General features: G+C 45.3%; 20 protein-coding genes. 9 read left to right on the forward strand and 11 right to left on the reverse strand.

Going from position 1 to position 15,786, the window contains the following annotated elements; genetic code table 11:
- Window positions 1–11: 11 nt before the first annotated feature.
- Window positions 12–1,181, reverse strand: a complete 1,170-nt coding sequence (locus PKF022_RS03215; RefSeq protein WP_281777195.1) for an acyl-CoA dehydrogenase family protein — start codon at window positions 1,179–1,181, stop codon at window positions 12–14.
- Between the two features lie 202 nt (window positions 1,182–1,383).
- Between PKF022_RS03215 and PKF022_RS03220 the strand changes: the two genes are divergently transcribed.
- The 4 genes from PKF022_RS03220 to PKF022_RS03235 all read left to right on the forward strand — a co-directional run bounded on the left by PKF022_RS03220 (window position 1,384) and on the right by PKF022_RS03235 (window position 4,116).
- Complete coding sequence (locus PKF022_RS03220; RefSeq protein WP_216231961.1) at window positions 1,384–1,887, forward strand: VTT domain-containing protein; 504 nt, start codon at window positions 1,384–1,386, stop codon at window positions 1,885–1,887.
- A gap of 68 nt (window positions 1,888–1,955) precedes the next feature.
- The gene (locus PKF022_RS03225; RefSeq protein WP_216231541.1) at window positions 1,956–2,732 is read left to right on the forward strand and encodes a 3-hydroxybutyrate dehydrogenase; all 777 of its coding nucleotides are present in this window, start codon (window positions 1,956–1,958) and stop codon (window positions 2,730–2,732) included.
- A gap of 182 nt (window positions 2,733–2,914) precedes the next feature.
- Window positions 2,915–3,496, forward strand: a complete 582-nt coding sequence (gene sodB / locus PKF022_RS03230; protein ID WP_281777196.1) for a superoxide dismutase [Fe] — start codon at window positions 2,915–2,917, stop codon at window positions 3,494–3,496.
- 26 nt (window positions 3,497–3,522) lie between these two features.
- Window positions 3,523–4,116, forward strand: coding sequence for a urate hydroxylase PuuD (locus PKF022_RS03235; protein ID WP_281777197.1), 594 nt, complete (start codon window positions 3,523–3,525; stop codon window positions 4,114–4,116).
- Between the two features lie 65 nt (window positions 4,117–4,181).
- Here the strand turns inward: PKF022_RS03235 and PKF022_RS03240 are convergent, their stop codons facing one another.
- The 3 genes from PKF022_RS03240 to PKF022_RS03250 all read right to left on the reverse strand — a co-directional run bounded on the left by PKF022_RS03240 (window position 4,182) and on the right by PKF022_RS03250 (window position 6,123).
- Entirely contained in the window at window positions 4,182–5,351 is a 1,170-nt protein-coding gene (locus tag PKF022_RS03240; RefSeq protein WP_281777198.1) for an FAD-dependent oxidoreductase, read from the reverse strand.
- Window positions 5,352–5,408: 57 nt separating this feature from the next.
- Window positions 5,409–5,576, reverse strand: coding sequence for a rubredoxin (locus PKF022_RS03245; RefSeq protein WP_216231545.1), 168 nt, complete (start codon window positions 5,574–5,576; stop codon window positions 5,409–5,411).
- A 61-nt stretch (window positions 5,577–5,637) separates the two neighbouring features.
- Window positions 5,638–6,123 carry a rubrerythrin family protein gene (locus PKF022_RS03250; protein ID WP_281777199.1) on the reverse strand — a complete coding sequence of 162 codons (486 nt, stop codon included), beginning with the start codon at window positions 6,121–6,123 and terminating at the stop codon, window positions 5,638–5,640.
- Between the two features lie 145 nt (window positions 6,124–6,268).
- Between PKF022_RS03250 and PKF022_RS03255 the strand changes: the two genes are divergently transcribed.
- Together PKF022_RS03255 and PKF022_RS03260 are read left to right on the forward strand one after the other, a co-directional pair.
- Window positions 6,269–7,174, forward strand: a complete 906-nt coding sequence (locus tag PKF022_RS03255; protein WP_281777200.1) for a hydrogen peroxide-inducible genes activator — start codon at window positions 6,269–6,271, stop codon at window positions 7,172–7,174.
- A gap of 95 nt (window positions 7,175–7,269) precedes the next feature.
- A complete protein-coding gene (locus PKF022_RS03260) occupies window positions 7,270–8,355 on the forward strand; it encodes an alkene reductase (protein ID WP_281777201.1) in 1,086 nt (361 codons plus the stop codon).
- Between the two features lie 49 nt (window positions 8,356–8,404).
- Here the strand turns inward: PKF022_RS03260 and PKF022_RS03265 are convergent, their stop codons facing one another.
- The 5 genes from PKF022_RS03265 to PKF022_RS03285 form a co-directional block, all read right to left on the reverse strand.
- Entirely contained in the window at window positions 8,405–8,581 is a 177-nt protein-coding gene (locus PKF022_RS03265; protein ID WP_161484699.1) for a hypothetical protein, read from the reverse strand.
- A 23-nt stretch (window positions 8,582–8,604) separates the two neighbouring features.
- On the reverse strand, window positions 8,605–9,141 hold the full coding sequence (locus tag PKF022_RS03270) for a cytochrome b (protein WP_281777202.1): 537 nt from the start codon (window positions 9,139–9,141) through the stop codon (window positions 8,605–8,607).
- A gap of 96 nt (window positions 9,142–9,237) precedes the next feature.
- Window positions 9,238–9,429: a hypothetical protein gene (locus tag PKF022_RS03275; protein ID WP_216231550.1), complete on the reverse strand. Its 192-nt coding sequence runs from the start codon at window positions 9,427–9,429 to the stop codon at window positions 9,238–9,240.
- A gap of 23 nt (window positions 9,430–9,452) precedes the next feature.
- On the reverse strand, window positions 9,453–10,166 hold the full coding sequence (locus PKF022_RS03280) for a hypothetical protein (RefSeq protein WP_281777203.1): 714 nt from the start codon (window positions 10,164–10,166) through the stop codon (window positions 9,453–9,455).
- Window positions 10,167–10,253: 87 nt separating this feature from the next.
- On the reverse strand, window positions 10,254–11,399 hold the full coding sequence (locus tag PKF022_RS03285; protein ID WP_216231551.1) for an alpha-hydroxy acid oxidase: 1,146 nt from the start codon (window positions 11,397–11,399) through the stop codon (window positions 10,254–10,256).
- Window positions 11,400–11,546: 147 nt separating this feature from the next.
- Here PKF022_RS03285 and PKF022_RS03290 point away from each other — a divergent pair, with 147 nt between their 5' ends.
- Both PKF022_RS03290 and PKF022_RS03295 read left to right on the forward strand, forming a co-directional pair.
- Window positions 11,547–12,449 (forward strand): DMT family transporter, encoded by a 903-nt coding sequence (locus tag PKF022_RS03290; protein ID WP_281777204.1) that lies wholly within the window; start codon window positions 11,547–11,549, stop codon window positions 12,447–12,449.
- Between the two features lie 115 nt (window positions 12,450–12,564).
- Window positions 12,565–13,713, forward strand: coding sequence for an aminotransferase class V-fold PLP-dependent enzyme (locus tag PKF022_RS03295; protein WP_216231553.1), 1,149 nt, complete (start codon window positions 12,565–12,567; stop codon window positions 13,711–13,713).
- A 91-nt stretch (window positions 13,714–13,804) separates the two neighbouring features.
- Here the strand turns inward: PKF022_RS03295 and PKF022_RS03300 are convergent, their stop codons facing one another.
- The gene (locus PKF022_RS03300; protein WP_281777205.1) at window positions 13,805–14,434 is read right to left on the reverse strand and encodes a heme-binding beta-barrel domain-containing protein; all 630 of its coding nucleotides are present in this window, start codon (window positions 14,432–14,434) and stop codon (window positions 13,805–13,807) included.
- An 81-nt stretch (window positions 14,435–14,515) separates the two neighbouring features.
- On the opposite strand from PKF022_RS03300, the gene PKF022_RS03305 reads away from it, so the two are divergent.
- Complete coding sequence (locus PKF022_RS03305; protein WP_281777206.1) at window positions 14,516–14,794, forward strand: protein tyrosine phosphatase; 279 nt, start codon at window positions 14,516–14,518, stop codon at window positions 14,792–14,794.
- 11 nt (window positions 14,795–14,805) lie between these two features.
- Here PKF022_RS03305 and PKF022_RS03310 read toward each other — a convergent pair whose 3' ends face one another.
- Window positions 14,806–15,783: a DMT family transporter gene (locus tag PKF022_RS03310; RefSeq protein WP_281777207.1), complete on the reverse strand. Its 978-nt coding sequence runs from the start codon at window positions 15,781–15,783 to the stop codon at window positions 14,806–14,808.
- Between the last annotated feature and the right edge of the window lie 3 nt (window positions 15,784–15,786).

A 15,786-nucleotide genomic window follows, 5' to 3' on the forward strand; every position in this document is an offset into this window, starting at 1 on the left:
AGAATCGCTTTTTAGAAAGATCTTGGTAAGCCAAGAACATGTTCGGCAATGTAGGAGTAAATCAAATTGGTTGAAATTGGCGCCACTTGATACAGGCGAGTCTCCCTAAACTTGCGTTCTACATCGTATTCATTAGCAAAGCCAAAACCGCCATGCGTCTGAAGGCAGACATTGGCAGCTTCCCAGGATGCTTTAGCAGCCAGGTATTTGGCCATATTGGCTTCTGGCCCACAGGGTTGGTGGTTATCAAATAATTCACATGCTTTAAAGCGCATGAGATTAGCTGCTTCAGTTTCAATATAGCTATCTGCAATCGGGAATTGGATGCCTTGGTTTTTGCCAATTGGGCGATCAAATACAACACGGTCATTGGCATAGCGACGTGCACGATCAATAAACCAATAGGCATCGCCAATACATTCTGCGGCGATTAAGACGCGTTCTGCATTTAGGCCATCAAGGATGTATTTAAAACCTTGGCCTTCTGTGCCAATCAAGTTTTCCGCTGGAATTTCTAGATTATCAAAGAACACTTCATTGGTTTCATGGTTGACCATATTAGCAATCGGTCGAACTTCCATGCCTTCGCCGATTGCATCGGCAAGGTTCACGATAAAGATCGACATACCTTCGGATTTGCGTTGCACTTCACTGATTGGCGTAGTGCGCGCAAGTAAGATCATGAGATCTGAGTGTTGAATACGAGAGATCCACACCTTTTGACCATTCACTACATACTTATCACCCTTTTTAACTGCAGTGGTTTTTAATTTGGTCGTATCGGTTCCAGTGGTGGGTTCTGTAACAGCCATACTTTGAAGGCGCAGCTCACCTGATGCAATTTTGGGTAAGTACATTTTTTTCTGAGCTTCAGAGCCGTGACGTAACAGGGTGCCCATGTTGTACATCTGTCCATGACATGAACCTGAATTGCCGCCAGAAAAATTAATTTCTTCCATGATGACGGAGGCTTCAGCAAGGCCTAAGCCAGAGCCGCCGTATTCTTCTGGAATTAATGCGGCCAACCATCCGGCCTTAGTCATGGCATCTACAAAAGCTTCCGGATAATCTCTCTCATGATCAATCTTTTGCCAATAAGCGGAATCAAAGGAGCCGCAGAGGTCACGCAAGGCTTCGCGCATTTCTTGGTATTGGTCAGGTTTAGGGATAGGGTGACTCATGAATGTCTCGATTTATAGGTTTTATGGTTTATTTGCCAATTAAGGCATTAGTTTAAGCAAGATTTGAAATTCTTGGATATTGGCCAAAACAAGGCAAAATAGACCAAATGAGACCTGGAGAGAAGATAGAAATAAATACAGACGGATGCCATCCGGTGCCATCTGTTCGCCTAATCAAACATATGCAAGCGACGGTTGCTTAATGGAGCATATGTTTGAGCATTTTTTTTCGTGGTTTGGAATGCCCTCTGTCGGATTGCCGGCAGTATTTATTAGCGCATTTATTTCTGCCACATTAATTCCAGCTGGATCTGAACCTATTTTATTTGGGTACATCACTCTGAATCCGCACTTATTTTGGGTTGCCATTATGGTTGCCACAGTCGGCAATACTATGGGTGGAATGGTGGATTGGTGGCTTGGGGTTATCGCCCGCAATAGTTTTAAATCCATGGATGAACCTAGTAACAGTCGCCTGAAGCGGTGGCTAGAAAATTGGGGCCCTAAATTACTATTGCTTTCCTGGCTTCCGGGTCTTGGTGACCCCCTATGTTTAGCGGCCGGCTGGTTAAAACTTCCTTGGCAGCCATGTCTTGTTTATATGTTCATAGGCAAGCTATTGCGCTTCATTATGTTCACCTGGCTCCTCACCCTGGTTCCAGATAGCTTTTGGCACCAGTTAGGCCGCTGGCTGCATCTGATCTAAGTCCCGGATCCTGTAACATCAAGTTTTGGGCAAAAAAGCCCTTTGGTCAACTTGATACGGTAAATGAAATGTCCACATTAAAAGGTAAAACTGCGCTAGTCACTGGCTCAACTAGTGGTATTGGCTTAGGTATGGCAATTGCGTTAGCAAAGCAAGGCGCCAATATTATGGTTAACGGTTTTGGTGAAAAAGATGAAGCCATTGCCAAAATTAAAGCTTGTGGAGTGGAGGTTGAATATCACGGTGCCGATATGAGCAAGCCTGCTGAAATTGAAGATCTCATCAAGCAAACTGAAAAGCGCTTCGGCTCATTAGATATTTTGGTTAATAACGCTGGCATTCAATACACTGCAAATATTGAAGAGTTTCCAACAGACAAATGGGATGCGATCATCGCCATCAATTTGAGCTCTGCTTTTCATACAACGCATCATGCTTTGCCTGGTATGAAGAAGCGTAATTGGGGTCGCATTATTAATATTGCTTCTGTTCATGGCTTAGTGGCCTCTACTCAGAAAGCAGCTTATGTTGCTGCCAAACATGGCATTGTTGGTCTCACTAAAGTGACTGCTCTAGAGAACGCGCGCACTGGCATTACTTGTAATGCGATTTGCCCGGGCTGGGTTTTAACCCCTTTGGTTCAAAAACAGGTCGATGCTCGCGCTGAGCGTGAAGGCATTTCTAATGAGGCTGCGAAGACTGCCTTGGTCTCTGAAAAACAGCCGTCTGGTGAGTTTGTGAGTCCCGAGCAATTAGCAGCCCTGGCAGTGTTTCTATGCGGACCAGATGCTTCTGAGGTGCGTGGAGTGGCTTGGAATATGGATGGTGGCTGGACGGCTCAATAAGCTGCAGAACCCTTGCTCTTATCGGATGCCGGCGAGCCTATTGCCGGCATTTCTTTTTATAGTTGGGTCTTGAGATATGGGGGTACAGCATTTACTTGCCCCTCAAACAAAAAAGTCAGAATAGTCTATAGTTATCCCAAAATAACCTATATTTTTGCTTAATGAAATTTAAAGGAATACAAATGGAACATACCTTACCTCAGTTACCTTACGCGCTAGATGCTTTGACCCCTTATATTTCTAAGGAAACTTTGGAGTATCACTATGGCAAGCATCACCAGACATACGTCACTAATTTGAATAATTTAATTAAGGGCACTGAGTTTGAGAATTCCTCCCTTGAAGAGATTGTTAAAAAATCTTCCGGCGGTATTTTTAATAATGCAGCCCAAGTTTGGAATCACACTTTTTATTGGTTTGGCATGAAGCCGAATGGCGGTGGAGCTCCTACTGGTGCATTGGCCGATGCCATTAATGCTAAGTGGGGATCATTTGATAAATTCAAAGAAGAATTCACCAAATGCGCAGTTGGAACTTTCGGATCAGGTTGGGCATGGTTGGTTAAGAAGGCAGATGGCAGTCTTGATCTAGTTTCTACCAGCAATGCAGCAACTCCTCTTACTACCGATGCTAAAGCTCTTTTGACATGCGACGTTTGGGAGCATGCCTACTATATCGATACTCGCAATGCGCGACCAAAGTATCTGGAAAACTTTTGGAATGTGGTGAATTGGGATTTTGCTAGTCAGAATTTTGCTAAGTAATTATTTTTAATAATCTGGAAAATCTTATGGCTTCTATCTTGACCTCGCTAGGCCGCACAGTTTTAGCTGGCTTTGTACTTCTCTTTTTAATCATCTTTGCATTGGGCGGAAACTTTAGTTCTGCTGAGCTCCCATTTATTTTCCGTTGGTTACACGTGATGTTTGGTGTGATGTGGATCGGTTTGCTCTGGTACTTTAACTTTGTGCAAATCCCTTCTATGCCAAAGATTCCTGATGAGCAAAAACCAGCGATTGGTAAAGTGATTGCCCCAACTGCATTATTTTGGTTCCGTTACGCAGCTTTGTTAACTGTTGTTACTGGTTTGATCGTTGCAGGTTTAAGTGGTTACTTGCATCAAGCATTCACATTGCAAGCTCCATTCCGTGCAATTGGCTTGGGTATGTGGATCGCGTTGATCATGGCCTTTAACGTTTGGTTCATTATTTGGCCAAATCAGAAGCGTGCCCTTGGTATCGTTGCTGCCGAGGCAGATGCAAAAGCAAAGTCTGCTCGTGTTGCGATGCTGACATCCCGTTTAAACACAATCCTATCTATCCCGATGTTGTTTTTGATGGTTGCTCAATCACACAACACAACTTGGTTCGTGATTGTTTCTTAATCACCGCTAGCTGCATAAAGAAAAGGCCCGCAATGCGGGCCTTTTTATTTCTGTATCGATGTTGCTTAGGCCAGTATGGCTGGCAGTTCTTTGGTGAGGGCGCCACGTTGTGCTGTGGCTGCACCCATTAGTGCAAAGCCCAACAGCTTGCCGTCGGCAGATTCAAAGCGGGCTTCAAGGCCACCTTCTACTGGGGTGGTAGTCCACTTACCTTCAGCGCCCTTTGCTGGCGGGGAAACTATGGTGGGTAAAGCAGGGGTCTTCACCATCACCGGCATTGCAGGATAGGTGAGTGCTGTGGCTTGACCCAATAAGGTTGGCGCCAATGCTCTTGCTGCTTGCATGATCGGCATCACGTAAGGCAACACTAAACCTTCAATTTCTGCACAATCTCCAATAGCAAAGATGTTTTTAAGATTAGTCTTTAGTTGGCGATTCACCTGAATGCCAGTGCCAACGTTGATACCGGTTGCTTTAGCTAATTCAATTCTCGGTTTTAAGCCTACTGCGGATAAAAATACATCGCAAGTAATCGTCTTGCCATTGGCTAGTGTCACTTGTAATGATTCTGCTTGGTGGTCAATTGCCTGAACGGTGGTCGATAGATGCCAGCATACGCCAGCGTCACTCAATTTTTGCTGCAGCTCAAGCGCTGCCGCCTCTGGTAATAGGCGGCCTAAGGCCTGAGGGGCTAAGTCAATGACATCCACTTCATAGTCACCGAGCACAAGATCATTGGCAAATTCGCAGCCAATTAAACCGGCGCCCAAAATGGCAACCTTCTTTTTGCCAACAATTGCTTTACGAAAGAGTGCGTAGTCCTCTAAATCATTAACAGTCATCACCGTATTGGCGGCATTACCTTGAAGTGGTAAGCGAATTTGATCAGACCCTAGGGCCATCACCAGTTTTCCGTAGGTCACTTCGCCTTTGTTAGTTTGAATGGTTTGCTTATCAGGGTTAATGGAGATCACATCACATTCACTCATGATGGTCATCTCTTGTTGGGTTGCCATGCCATCGGCAGGGGTAGAGATGAGTTGCGAAGCTTCTTTATTGCTAGCTAGAGCGGTAGAGAGCATCGGCTTTGAATAAAAGTAACCAGGCTCTCGAGTCACTAAAGTGATTGGCACTGTTTTATCTAGTTTACGGATTTCACGTACGACGGTATAGCCAGCCAATCCGCTGCCAATGATGACAATCGCGGATGGGGATTGAGGGGTGGTTTGATCCAAAGCTGAGCTCTCCAAAATGACAAAATAATAAACAGGACTAGGGGTGAAGTGTAAGTATTAGCTTATCTGAACCATCTCAAAGTCAGCTTTTGCTACGCCGCAGTCAGGGCATTCCCAGTCTTCTGGCACATCAGCCCAAAGGGTTCCAGCAGGAATGCCATCCTCCGGAATTCCTTTTGCTTCATCGTAGATATAGCCGCACACGATACATTGGTAAGATTTCATACTGGTTCCTTAAATAATTCATTCATTTTAAATTTAATTGCAATTTATTTCTGAGCCACTCTTATTGAGCAGCCAAAACCTTTGCTTTCTCTAAAGCCTGCTTGTAATGGTTGGCATGGCGCTCTTCCACGTTAGCTAGTGCAGCGAAGCGTTTTGCCGCTTTAGCTAATACCGCCTGAAATTGCTCGGCATGTTCTTTTGATTCTGCGATTTGCTCATCAATTTCTTGAATTGCAGCAGCGTTACCTTCTTCGACTGCAGTTTTACGAAAGGATGGATACATTTCAGTGTATTCATAAGTTTCACCTTCAATTGCGATCTCTAAGGCACGCGCTGGTGTCATTGTATTGGCGGGGTAGAGTAAGTCTAAGTGACCAAACGCATGCATTACTTCTTGCTCAGCAGTTGCTTCAAATATTTTGGCGGTCTCTTCATCGCCAGCTGCGCGAGCCAACTTTGCAAAGTAACGATATTTGATGTGTGCCATAGATTCACCCGCAAAGGCGGACTCTAAGTTGTGGATGGTTTTGATTTCTGGACGGGCCATTTTGATTCCTTTTCATTAACTTCGGTTTGTTGAGCCATATTTGCTACTTTCTCAACCATGGATTCAGTGTGCGCCTAATTTATTTATCAGTCCAGTAAATCATTATGATAGTATTTATCAAATAAATCGATAACAGGGGGTATTTATGGCGTATTTACCATCTCTAAGGCAGTTAGGTTATTTCGTTGCGTTGGCTAAAGAGCTGAATTTCACAAGAGCGGCTCAAGCCTGCTTTGTGGGGCAGTCAACATTGAGTGCGGGATTAAAAGAGCTGGAAGATGCGCTAGGCATTCATTTGGTAGAGCGTGATCGTCAGAATGTTTCGATCACCCCAATTGGGCTAGAGGTGCTTGAGCGTGCAAAACTAATTTTGGCTGCTTCTGAAGATTTGGTGGAGTATGCGGGCGCATCAGGCAAGCCAATGACCGCCACAATTCGTTTGGGGGTGATTCCAACGATCGCACCATTTTTATTGCCAACGGTTTTGCCGGAAGTTCGCACGCGATTTCCGGATCTCAAAATTACTCTCAGAGAGGATCTAACGGCAAATTTACTTTCAAGATTGGCTGAGCATAAATTAGATTTTGCTTTGATTGCCTTGCCATATGATGTCAGCGGCCTTTTGGTACAAGAATTATTTGATGATCGCTTTTGGTTGGTTGCTAAGGAAGGTGATCCAGCGCTAAAAGGTAAAGAGGTAACCTTACCGGCCAAAATGGCTGAAAGGCTCTTGTTATTAGAGGAGGGGCATTGCTTGCGTGAACATAGCTTGCAAGCCTGTAGGCGGACGGATATTCGCAAAGCAGAAGGCCTAGAAGCAACCAGCTTGTTAACGCTATTGCAAATGGTGGAGTCTGGTCTTGGGATTGCTTTGCTACCTGGTATGGCGGTCAAAAGTAGCTTATTGAATAACTCTCAGCTAGTGGCGAAAGAGTTGGCCGCACCAACCCCTAAGAGAGTGATTGCCTTAGTTGCGCGATCATCTACAGCGCATACTCAAGAATTTAATGCGCTCGCTAATTGCATCCGCGAACAATTTGGAGCGACCTAAAAGCGCTGATTTATTGTTCAGAAAACATTATCAATCCTTGTTACAGTCCACCATCTTATTACTTATATAAAAGGCAGCAAATGTTAGGCAAAGAAATGATGTTCACCCCAGTAAGTCTTGGATCGATTCAGTTAAAAAATCGTTTAGTCATGGCACCACTCACTAGAATGCGCGCGGGTGCTGGGGATGTACCAAGCCCATTGGCAAAAACATATTACGCACAACGCGCTAGCGCTGGACTCATCATCACTGAGGCTACACAAATTTCTCCTTTGGGCAAAGGCTATCCAGCCACGCCGGGAATTTATTCTGTAGATCAAACTGCTGCCTGGAAAGAAATCGTGGCAGCAGTGCACGCTAAGGGCGGTTCTATTGTTGCTCAGCTCTGGCACGTCGGTCGAATTTCACATTCCTCTTTGCATCCGGAGCAGGGGGCACCTGAAGCGCCTTCAGCAATTCCTGCATCCGGCCAAACTTATGGCGCAGATTGGAAGCTGCACAACTATGAGACTCCTAAGGCAATGATTAAGGAAGATATCGCTCGCTTGCTCAAAGAGTTCGAGGTAGCAGCGCAAAATGCAAAAGCCGCTGGCTTTGATGGTATTGAAATTCATTCTGCCAATGGCTACTTATTGGATCAGTTTTTGCAAGACAAAACGAATCAACGTACTGATGTATATGGCGGCTCTATCGAGAATCGCCTTCGCTTATTGGGTCAGGTCATAGAGGCAGTTAGCAAAGTATTCCCAAGTGATAAGGTAGGCGTACGTCTTTCACCTTATGGCACTTTTAATGATATGGGCGATAGCGATCCAGTAGCCTTATTCACAGCAGCAATGACAAAGCTCAATACTTATAAGCTGTCTTATGTGCACATGATCGAGCCTCGTGCAACTAGCGCAGGTGGTGGCGACCAGACGAATGAAGAGGCTCCAATTACATCCGAAATGTTCCGCGCTGTCTATGAGGGAAAATTTATTACTGCTGGCGGCTATGACCAGGCAATGGGTGAGAAGGTGCTTGAAGATGGTTTGGCTGACGCGGTCGCTTATGGTCGCCTATATATCGCCAATCCAGATTTAGCGGAAAGATTCCAACAGGGCGCTGTTTTAAATCCTTATAACCGCGCCACTTTTTATGGGGGCAATGAAGTTGGTTATACCGACTACCCAACGCTTTAATACCTCTCGGGCTTGGGCTGTATAGGAATAATCCCGCCAAAAGGCGGGATTATTTTTTGTCTTCAGGATCTTTTAAGAGGTCGTAGTGATTGGCTACGAGGAGCAGGGCAATGGATGCGCAGCCCATCGCAAAGAATTGCCACTGGTGCAACATAGCAGTGCCAATAACGGTCATTAGGATTGTCCAACCGACAGCCATCTTGGCTTTTTTAGAGAGTGGCTTCATTTAATCATTACTCCTGCTTTGGTTTAAGCATTCACTTTATTCAACATACGACGAAGTGTATCGTCCTTGATAACGTAATGTTGCCATAAACCAGCAATTGCATGGATACCAATCAAAATATAGAGTGTGTTTCCTAAAAACTCATGAATTCCTTCAACCACTTTTTTCATTTCGGGATTAGGGGTTACTAGTTGAGGCCATACTAAGCCAAAGAAATTGATTTCCTTGCCGCCATACTGAAAATACAAGATGCCAAAAATAGGGGAAATTAAGAGTAGGGCATAGAGCAGCCAATGCATTGCCTTAGCCAGTGAAACAATTACGGGTTTTGGATTTGTGGGCTGAGGTACGCCATAAATGAAACGGATTATTAGGCGAGCAGCCATGGCTAAAAAAATGAGCTGTCCAATAACGCCATGGACTGATTTACATAGATCTCGATACTCGCTACCCTTCGGGAACTGACCTTTGAGTTCAATCACGATAAAAGCAGCTATCACCAGTAGGAAAACAAACCAATGAAAGAAGATGGATGCTGGGTGGTATTTGGATCGGGTCATGATGCGTCATTATTAAGTTGATTCATCATAAATGATAATGAATCTCATTAACATTTGCAACAATAGGGCTAATTAGGCCCAAAAAACCACAAAATCCTAGTTATTAAGGCGTACTTTGGCGCTAAGTTCATTGGCTGCGCCGCGTTTATCTAGTTGAGAGAGTCTGAGTGCTTCCACTTCAAAGTCCAGCTGCCCTGGATGAAATTCTTCATCGTTTTGCAGGTGAATAACATAGGTCCAGACTAGCTCGCGGCCACGGTTTTTAAAAACATCCACTACACGTTTCATTTGAGCCGCCTTTATGGTGAAGCTTATTTGTCACCGCTAGATGGTTTGGCTTTTTCCATCTGTTGAATGAGATTGTTTTTCAATGCAACTAAATTTCTGGCTTCAATGCGAATGACACCGCTTCTTGGACTATCAATATCAGCTATCAAAAAGAGTGAGACTGAGACCACGAAAGGGAAGATCATGAATAGCCCCATGTTCTTCTCGAAATTACGCGCACCAAATCCTACCAATAGGTTGGCGCAAACTGCGATCGCTGCCATCAGCGCCCAAGCAGTAAGAGGGATGCGATTCCACCAAGCGGCTTGAACATAGCCCTGAGAATTGATGACATCGTTCATTCCAGAGGCGACCAGTGCAATGGTAGGTGTATCTTGTTTGCGAACAACGGGAAGAATCTCATTCCATAAGTCCGCTTGGAGCTGCTCAGTCTTGTTGCGAATCTCTTGAATTTTCTCTGGACTTTGCTTGGAGTAAAACAGGATACGTTGATCTACGTATTGAAGTAGTAGGTCTTTAGTGGCTGCAGAGACCTTTGAGGGCAAGAGATCTGCGCGTAAGAACTCAGTTCCAATGGCGTTTGCCTCGCCTTCTTCAAAAATTTCTCGCTGATCATGACGGTCAATTGCCATGGAGAAGGTAAACCCGATAATGAGGGCAAGCAAAGTCAATGTGGCCGTCTGAATGATTCCTAGATCTTCAGAGGTCTCAGTATCTTTAGTTCGATAGCGACTCAATGCAGCATGACCAAACCATACAGCGAAAGCGAATACTATGAACGATATGCCAAAGACTGCAAGAGGGTAGTTTAGAAGGTGAAAAATTTAAAAGGTTCCTGGATACAAAATATCTTTAGTCACATTTTGAATATCACGATGGCCCGTAAACGCCATGGTGATATCAAGCTCATTGTGAATCAGCTCTAAACATTTGGTAACACCAGCTTCACCCATTGCTCCCAAGCCATACAGAAATGGGCGGCCAATCATCGTGCCGCGCGCACCTAAGGCCCATGCTTTTAGAACGTCTTGACCGGAGCGAATGCCGCCATCCATCCAAACTTCAATATCTTTGCCAACGGCGTCCACAATTCCAGGCAAGGCTTTGATGCTAGAAATTGCGCCATCCAATTGACGGCCGCCATGATTGGAAACAATTAACGCATCAGCGCCAGAGTTTGCAGCTAAGCGCGCATCATCTTCATCAAGGATGCCCTTGATGATCAGTTTGCCGCCCCATAGTTTTTTGATCCACTCCACATCGCCCCAATTCAGCCCTGGATCAAATTGTTCTGCAGTCCAAGAGGATAGTGATGACATATTGCCAACACCAGTAGCATGCCCAACAATGTTACGGAATGTTCTGCGTGGCGTCATCGCCATCCCAAGACACCAGCGTGGCTTAGTTGCCATGTTGATCATATTGGCGATCGTAAGCTTGGGGGGTGCCGAGAGACCGTTCTTTAAATCTTTATGGCGCTGACCAAGGATTTGTAAATCTAAGGTCAGAACGAGTGCTGAGCATTTCGCAGCCTTAGCGCGCTCAATCAGGCGCTCGATAAAGCCACGATCTTTCATGACATAAAGCTGAAACCAGAATGGTTTTGTAGTGCGCTCGGCCACATCCTCAATAGAGCAAATACTCATGGTCGATAAGCAAAATGGCACGCCAAACTTTTCAGCTGCCTTAGCTGCCAAAATTTCACCATCAGCATGTTGCATGCCGGTTAGACCAGTTGGTGCAAGCGCAACCGGCATGGCAACCTCTTGACCAATCATGGTTGTCTTGGTTGTGCGGTTAGTCATATTGACTGCTACTCGCTGGCGTAATTTAATTTTCTGAAAATCAGATTCATTGGCGCGATACGTAGACTCGGTCCAGGATCCTGAGTCCGCGTAGTCGTAGAACATCTTGGGGGTGCGTTTTTGGTGGAGGACCCGCAAGTCTTCTATATTGGTGATGATTGCCACAGTAAATCCTTCTATTTGATGCTCTTTTGTTAAAGCAAATGCTTAATTTAAGCTCTATCTTAGCAATACCGGGAGATTTGTTTCTACAATGCTAGGGTATCCCTTGTTTCGGGACGCTAAATAACCGTTCCCCCTCTTAAATCTCCCATGCCCCAGCTTAATTTCGCAACGATTACCTACCTATTATTGGCTACTGCTTTATGGGCAGGCAATGCCATTGCGGGCCGTGTGTTGGTAGGAAGCATTTCTCCAATCACCCTGAGCGCAGTTCGCTGGGGGTTAGCTGCTTTGCTTCTGTTGCCTTTGGGTTGGCGAGTGTTTATGCCTGGAAGTGCTTTGTGGCAAAACAAAAAGCGCTTTTTGCTCTTAGGCTTATTTGGAGTGGGGAGTTATAACGTTCTTTTGTATCTTGCTCTGCAAACTTCTACAGCCATTAATGTCACCTTGATCGGTGCGAGTATGCCAATCTGGATGCTATTTATTGGCGCAGTGTTTTATCAAGTGAAGCCAAGCGCACTGCAAATGATTGGTGCAATCGTCAGTTTGCTTGGTGTTGGTATTGTGTTGACGCGCGGTGATTTGGTTGCACTGCTATCCATGCAAATGGTGATCGGCGATATCCTCATCATGCTGGCCACGATCTTGTGGGCTTTTTATAGCTGGATGCTAAGTCGCCCTGGATCTAGCTCTGAGCGACAGTGGCCATGGGCTGAATTTTTAATGGCTCAGGTTACGGTCGGTCTTTTATGGACAGGATTTTTTGATGGCTTTGAGATTGCTGCTGGCCATGCTTTTATCGACTTAAATTGGTGGACTTCATCATTGATTTTGTTTGTTGCAATTGGTCCATCTCTCATTGCTTATCGTTGCTGGGGTTTGGGAGTCAATGGGGCAGGGCCGACGGTCGCCGCTTTTTTTGCTAATTTCATACCGCTCTTTACTGCGCTATTGTCGGCCGCCATGTTGGGTGAACCCCCGCAGCTTTTTCATGGCCTGGCTTTTGCTTTAATCGTTGCTGGCATTGCTATTTCTTCAAAAAGAGGGAAGTAGTCCGCTGAAAATGGGTAAAAAAGCCCTTTTAAATGGGGTTTTGCTGCCATCTGCCCAAAAAACACTTAAATCAGTATCATTTAGGGCTAATCACTGAAATCCCTAGGAAATTACTATGCCAGGCTTACTTCCCAATGTTGATCCAGACGGTTTATTAGAGTTCTCGGTTGTTTATACCGACCGCTCTTTAAATCACATGTCTGAAGAATTTAAGCGTGTGATGGTGGATATTTCAAGTGTCCTGAAGGATGCTTACAACGCTAGTTCGGCAGTGATCGTTCCTGGTAGCGGTACGTTTGGTATGGAGGCGGTTGCTCGCCAGTTTGCCAATAATGAAAAATGTTTAGTTTTGCGTAACGGTTGGTTTAGCTACCGCTGGACGCAAATCTTTGATTTGGCGAATATCACCAAGGATGTCACCGTGATTAAAGGTCGCCAGTTAGAAGATTCAACACAAGGTGTTTTTGCTCCTGCTCCTATTGAGGAAGTAGTGGCTTATATCAAGAAAGAAAAACCAGCGGTAGTTTTTGCGCCGCATGTAGAAACTTCTGCCGGCATCATTCTTCCTGACGATTACCTCAAAGCGGTGGGTGAGGCAGTTCGCTCTGTAAATGGCTTATTTGTATTGGATTGCATTGCCTCTGGTGCAATGTGGGTTGATATGAAGGCTTGTAATGTGGATGTCCTTATTACTGCGCCTCAAAAAGGTTGGAGCAGCTCCCCATGTTGCGCATTGATTGCCTTGGGCGATCGTGCACGTGATCGTATTGACGCTACACAAAGCAGCAGCTTCTCAATGGATTTGAAGAAGTGGCTTCAGATCATGGAAGCCTATGAAAAAGGTGGCCACGTTTATCACACCACCATGGCTACGGATGCCTTAAAGGTGTTACGTAACGTGATGAAAGAAACTCAAGCACTTGGTTTTGCGGCTCTGAAGGAAAAGCAAATCGAGTTGGGTACAAAGGTGCGTAACTTATTAGTTTCTAAAGGCTATGACTCTGTAGCTGCTAAAGGCTTTCAAGCCCCTGGCGTAGTGGTTAGTTACACCAAAGACCCAGATATTCAGTCCGGCAAGAAATTTATTGCACTCGGTTTACAGACTGCAGCAGGCGTTCCTTTGCAGTGTGATGAGCGTCCAGACTTCCGTACATTCCGCATCGGTTTATTTGGCTTGGAAAAACTGGCACATGTTGATCGCACTGTTGGTCATCTTGAAGCAGCGCTAGAAAAAATTACCGAGACTGAAGCGCAGCCTGCGTAAAGACTTTAGTAGTTAAGCGACATCAATAAGGGCCATCACATGATGGCCCTTATTGCATCTACCAAAATTAAATTCAGATTCATCTATCGAATCATCTGGCTAAGGGATTAGGGGTTGCCTCTCCAATTTTATGCAGGGTGTTGTTGTCCACGTGGTGGAAAAGCTCGGCCTGATCTTTAATTTTCATGACGGTGTCTTGCTCATAGGACCAGGTGCCATCATCATGAACCGAAACCTGAATGCGAAACTCGACCGTTCTAAATGCGTAATCCAGAAAAGGGTTAGAGGAGATGCCTGCGCATCGATCATCTTCTTTGGAGAGCAACTCAAATTGCTTGGCATCGGCTGTGGCTTTGCCGGTTGCCATTGTGATCATGCCTCGCGGTATCGAGAGGGTATGAATAATGTTGCCAGTCGCTGGCTCCCATAGCCAATAACCCACCTGATCATGATAGGTTTTTACTTGGTCGGGTTTGGTGATGTGCGTGTGATATCTCAGGCCGTAGAACAATTGTGGCCCATTAGTTTGGGGGTCAATAGGTTGGAGTTCGATGCGCTCTACATATACCTGCTTCTTAGGACCCTCAGCCTTAGGCTTAACATCCAAACCTCGAATACCTTCCCAGATGCCGGCCATACCAGTCAAGGGTCCCAGTTGTTCTAGGGTGTTTACTGAATAACCTTGGGGTTCGGTAAAGATGTCGCTCGGAAAATCACTCATGACTAGCCTTCTAAAAATGAAGCATTAATCTCAATTTTTTGAGTATTATTAAATTATCCACAAACTTACTCGGAGAACTACATGATTTCTCGTTTCGCACGCTTGAGCTTGGCTGCCCTTACCTCTGCTGCTATTGGTATTACTCCACTCTCCGTAATGGCTGCTGATCCAGCGCCAGCTTCTGCGCCAGCCGCTACTCCTGCTGCCGCTCCAACACCTACAACGGCTGCTGCCCCTAGCGAGAAATCTGCTGAGAAGAAGGCTAAGAAAAAAGCCAAGAAAGAAAAGAAAGCTGAGAAAAAGACCAAAAAGAAATCTCAGAAGAAATCCAAAGCTGCTGCCGACGCACCAGCTCAGTAATTGAATACCCCTTAATTAAGGGGCTCCGTATTATCAAAGTCATCAGATTTTTTTGGATCTGGTGACTTTTTTGTTGGGGCATCGTTGCGCACCAGTAACCACATCGCCGCAATAACTAAAGTCATACCGCTAATTTGCGTCCAGGTAATAGGCTCTGCCAAAATGAGATATCCCATAAAGATCGTGGATACGGGGCCTAGTATTCCTGCTTGCGCTACCAATGGTGAGCCAATGCGATTGATAGCAATCATGATGAGAAGCATTGGAATCACAGTGCATAGGCTCGCATTGAGCAGGCTATACCAATAAATTTGTGGAACTTGCTCGAATATGGCTGATGGATTATGAATAGTTGATTGCAATATGCTTAAGACCGCTGAGGCTGAGCTAGCGTAAACAACCAGGCGGACACTGCCAATGCGCTTAACCATTTCTCCCGCGCCAATCATGTAGGCTGCGTAGGAACAGGCACTACCGAAGACTAAAAACATTCCAAGCCAGGCGCTAAGACCAGAAGAGCTAGCGTCTTGTATGAATACGACAAAAACTCCAATGTAACCAACGATTAATGAATACCATTGAAGTTTAGAGATTGGTTTTTTTAAAACAAAATAAGAGATGAGTAGAACAATGGTTGGTGTGAGATAGAGGACGATACGCTCTAAACCAACAGAGATATATTGCAGGCCCAAGAAATCAATATAGCTAGATAAGAAGTAGCCCAAAAACCCTAAGAAAAATAATTTACCGCGATCAAGCCAAGTGATTGGACTCATCGTCATGCGGCGCGATTCCCACCAGAAGATGCCCCAAAACAAGGGGAGGGCCATGAGCATGCGTAGGGCTAAAAGTGTTTCGGCGTTTGCGCCATAACCGAAGGCGAGTTTTACCAAAATTGCCTTGCCCGAGAAAAGCATCGAGCCAACTCCGGCCATCAGGATGCCATAGAGGTAACGTCGGTGATGATGTGCTGCGCTTACTGAATGCATATA

Origin of the sequence: Polynucleobacter sp. KF022 (assembly GCF_027924105.1) — a bacterium.
Lineage (GTDB): Bacteria > Pseudomonadota > Gammaproteobacteria > Burkholderiales > Burkholderiaceae > Polynucleobacter.

What these genes read in the sequence shown, in the direction of transcription:
- PKF022_RS03250 (WP_281777199.1), bottom strand. Translation starts at nt 6,123, where the DNA reads ATGGCCCGTCCAGAAATCAAAACCATCCACAACTTAGAGTCCGCCTTT.
- PKF022_RS03290 (WP_281777204.1), top strand. Translation starts at nt 11,547, where the DNA reads ATGCCCCAGCTTAATTTCGCAACGATTACCTACCTATTATTGGCTACT.
- PKF022_RS03225 (WP_216231541.1), top strand. Translation starts at nt 1,956, where the DNA reads ATGTCCACATTAAAAGGTAAAACTGCGCTAGTCACTGGCTCAACTAGT.
- PKF022_RS03245 (WP_216231545.1), bottom strand. Translation starts at nt 5,576, where the DNA reads ATGAAATCTTACCAATGTATCGTGTGCGGCTATATCTACGATGAAGCA.
- PKF022_RS03265 (WP_161484699.1), bottom strand. Translation starts at nt 8,581, where the DNA reads ATGAAGCCACTCTCTAAAAAAGCCAAGATGGCTGTCGGTTGGACAATC.
- PKF022_RS03215 (WP_281777195.1), bottom strand. Translation starts at nt 1,181, where the DNA reads ATGAGTCACCCTATCCCTAAACCTGACCAATACCAAGAAATGCGCGAA.
- PKF022_RS03255 (WP_281777200.1), top strand. Translation starts at nt 6,269, where the DNA reads ATGGCGTATTTACCATCTCTAAGGCAGTTAGGTTATTTCGTTGCGTTG.
- PKF022_RS03310 (WP_281777207.1), bottom strand. Translation starts at nt 15,783, where the DNA reads ATGCATTCAGTAAGCGCAGCACATCATCACCGACGTTACCTCTATGGC.
- PKF022_RS03305 (WP_281777206.1), top strand. Translation starts at nt 14,516, where the DNA reads ATGATTTCTCGTTTCGCACGCTTGAGCTTGGCTGCCCTTACCTCTGCT.
- PKF022_RS03295 (WP_216231553.1), top strand. Translation starts at nt 12,565, where the DNA reads ATGCCAGGCTTACTTCCCAATGTTGATCCAGACGGTTTATTAGAGTTC.
- PKF022_RS03235 (WP_281777197.1), top strand. Translation starts at nt 3,523, where the DNA reads ATGGCTTCTATCTTGACCTCGCTAGGCCGCACAGTTTTAGCTGGCTTT.
- PKF022_RS03260 (WP_281777201.1), top strand. Translation starts at nt 7,270, where the DNA reads ATGATGTTCACCCCAGTAAGTCTTGGATCGATTCAGTTAAAAAATCGT.
- PKF022_RS03275 (WP_216231550.1), bottom strand. Translation starts at nt 9,429, where the DNA reads ATGAAACGTGTAGTGGATGTTTTTAAAAACCGTGGCCGCGAGCTAGTC.
- PKF022_RS03300 (WP_281777205.1), bottom strand. Translation starts at nt 14,434, where the DNA reads ATGAGTGATTTTCCGAGCGACATCTTTACCGAACCCCAAGGTTATTCA.
- sodB (WP_281777196.1), top strand. Translation starts at nt 2,915, where the DNA reads ATGGAACATACCTTACCTCAGTTACCTTACGCGCTAGATGCTTTGACC.
- PKF022_RS03270 (WP_281777202.1), bottom strand. Translation starts at nt 9,141, where the DNA reads ATGACCCGATCCAAATACCACCCAGCATCCATCTTCTTTCATTGGTTT.
- PKF022_RS03220 (WP_216231961.1), top strand. Translation starts at nt 1,384, where the DNA reads ATGGAGCATATGTTTGAGCATTTTTTTTCGTGGTTTGGAATGCCCTCT.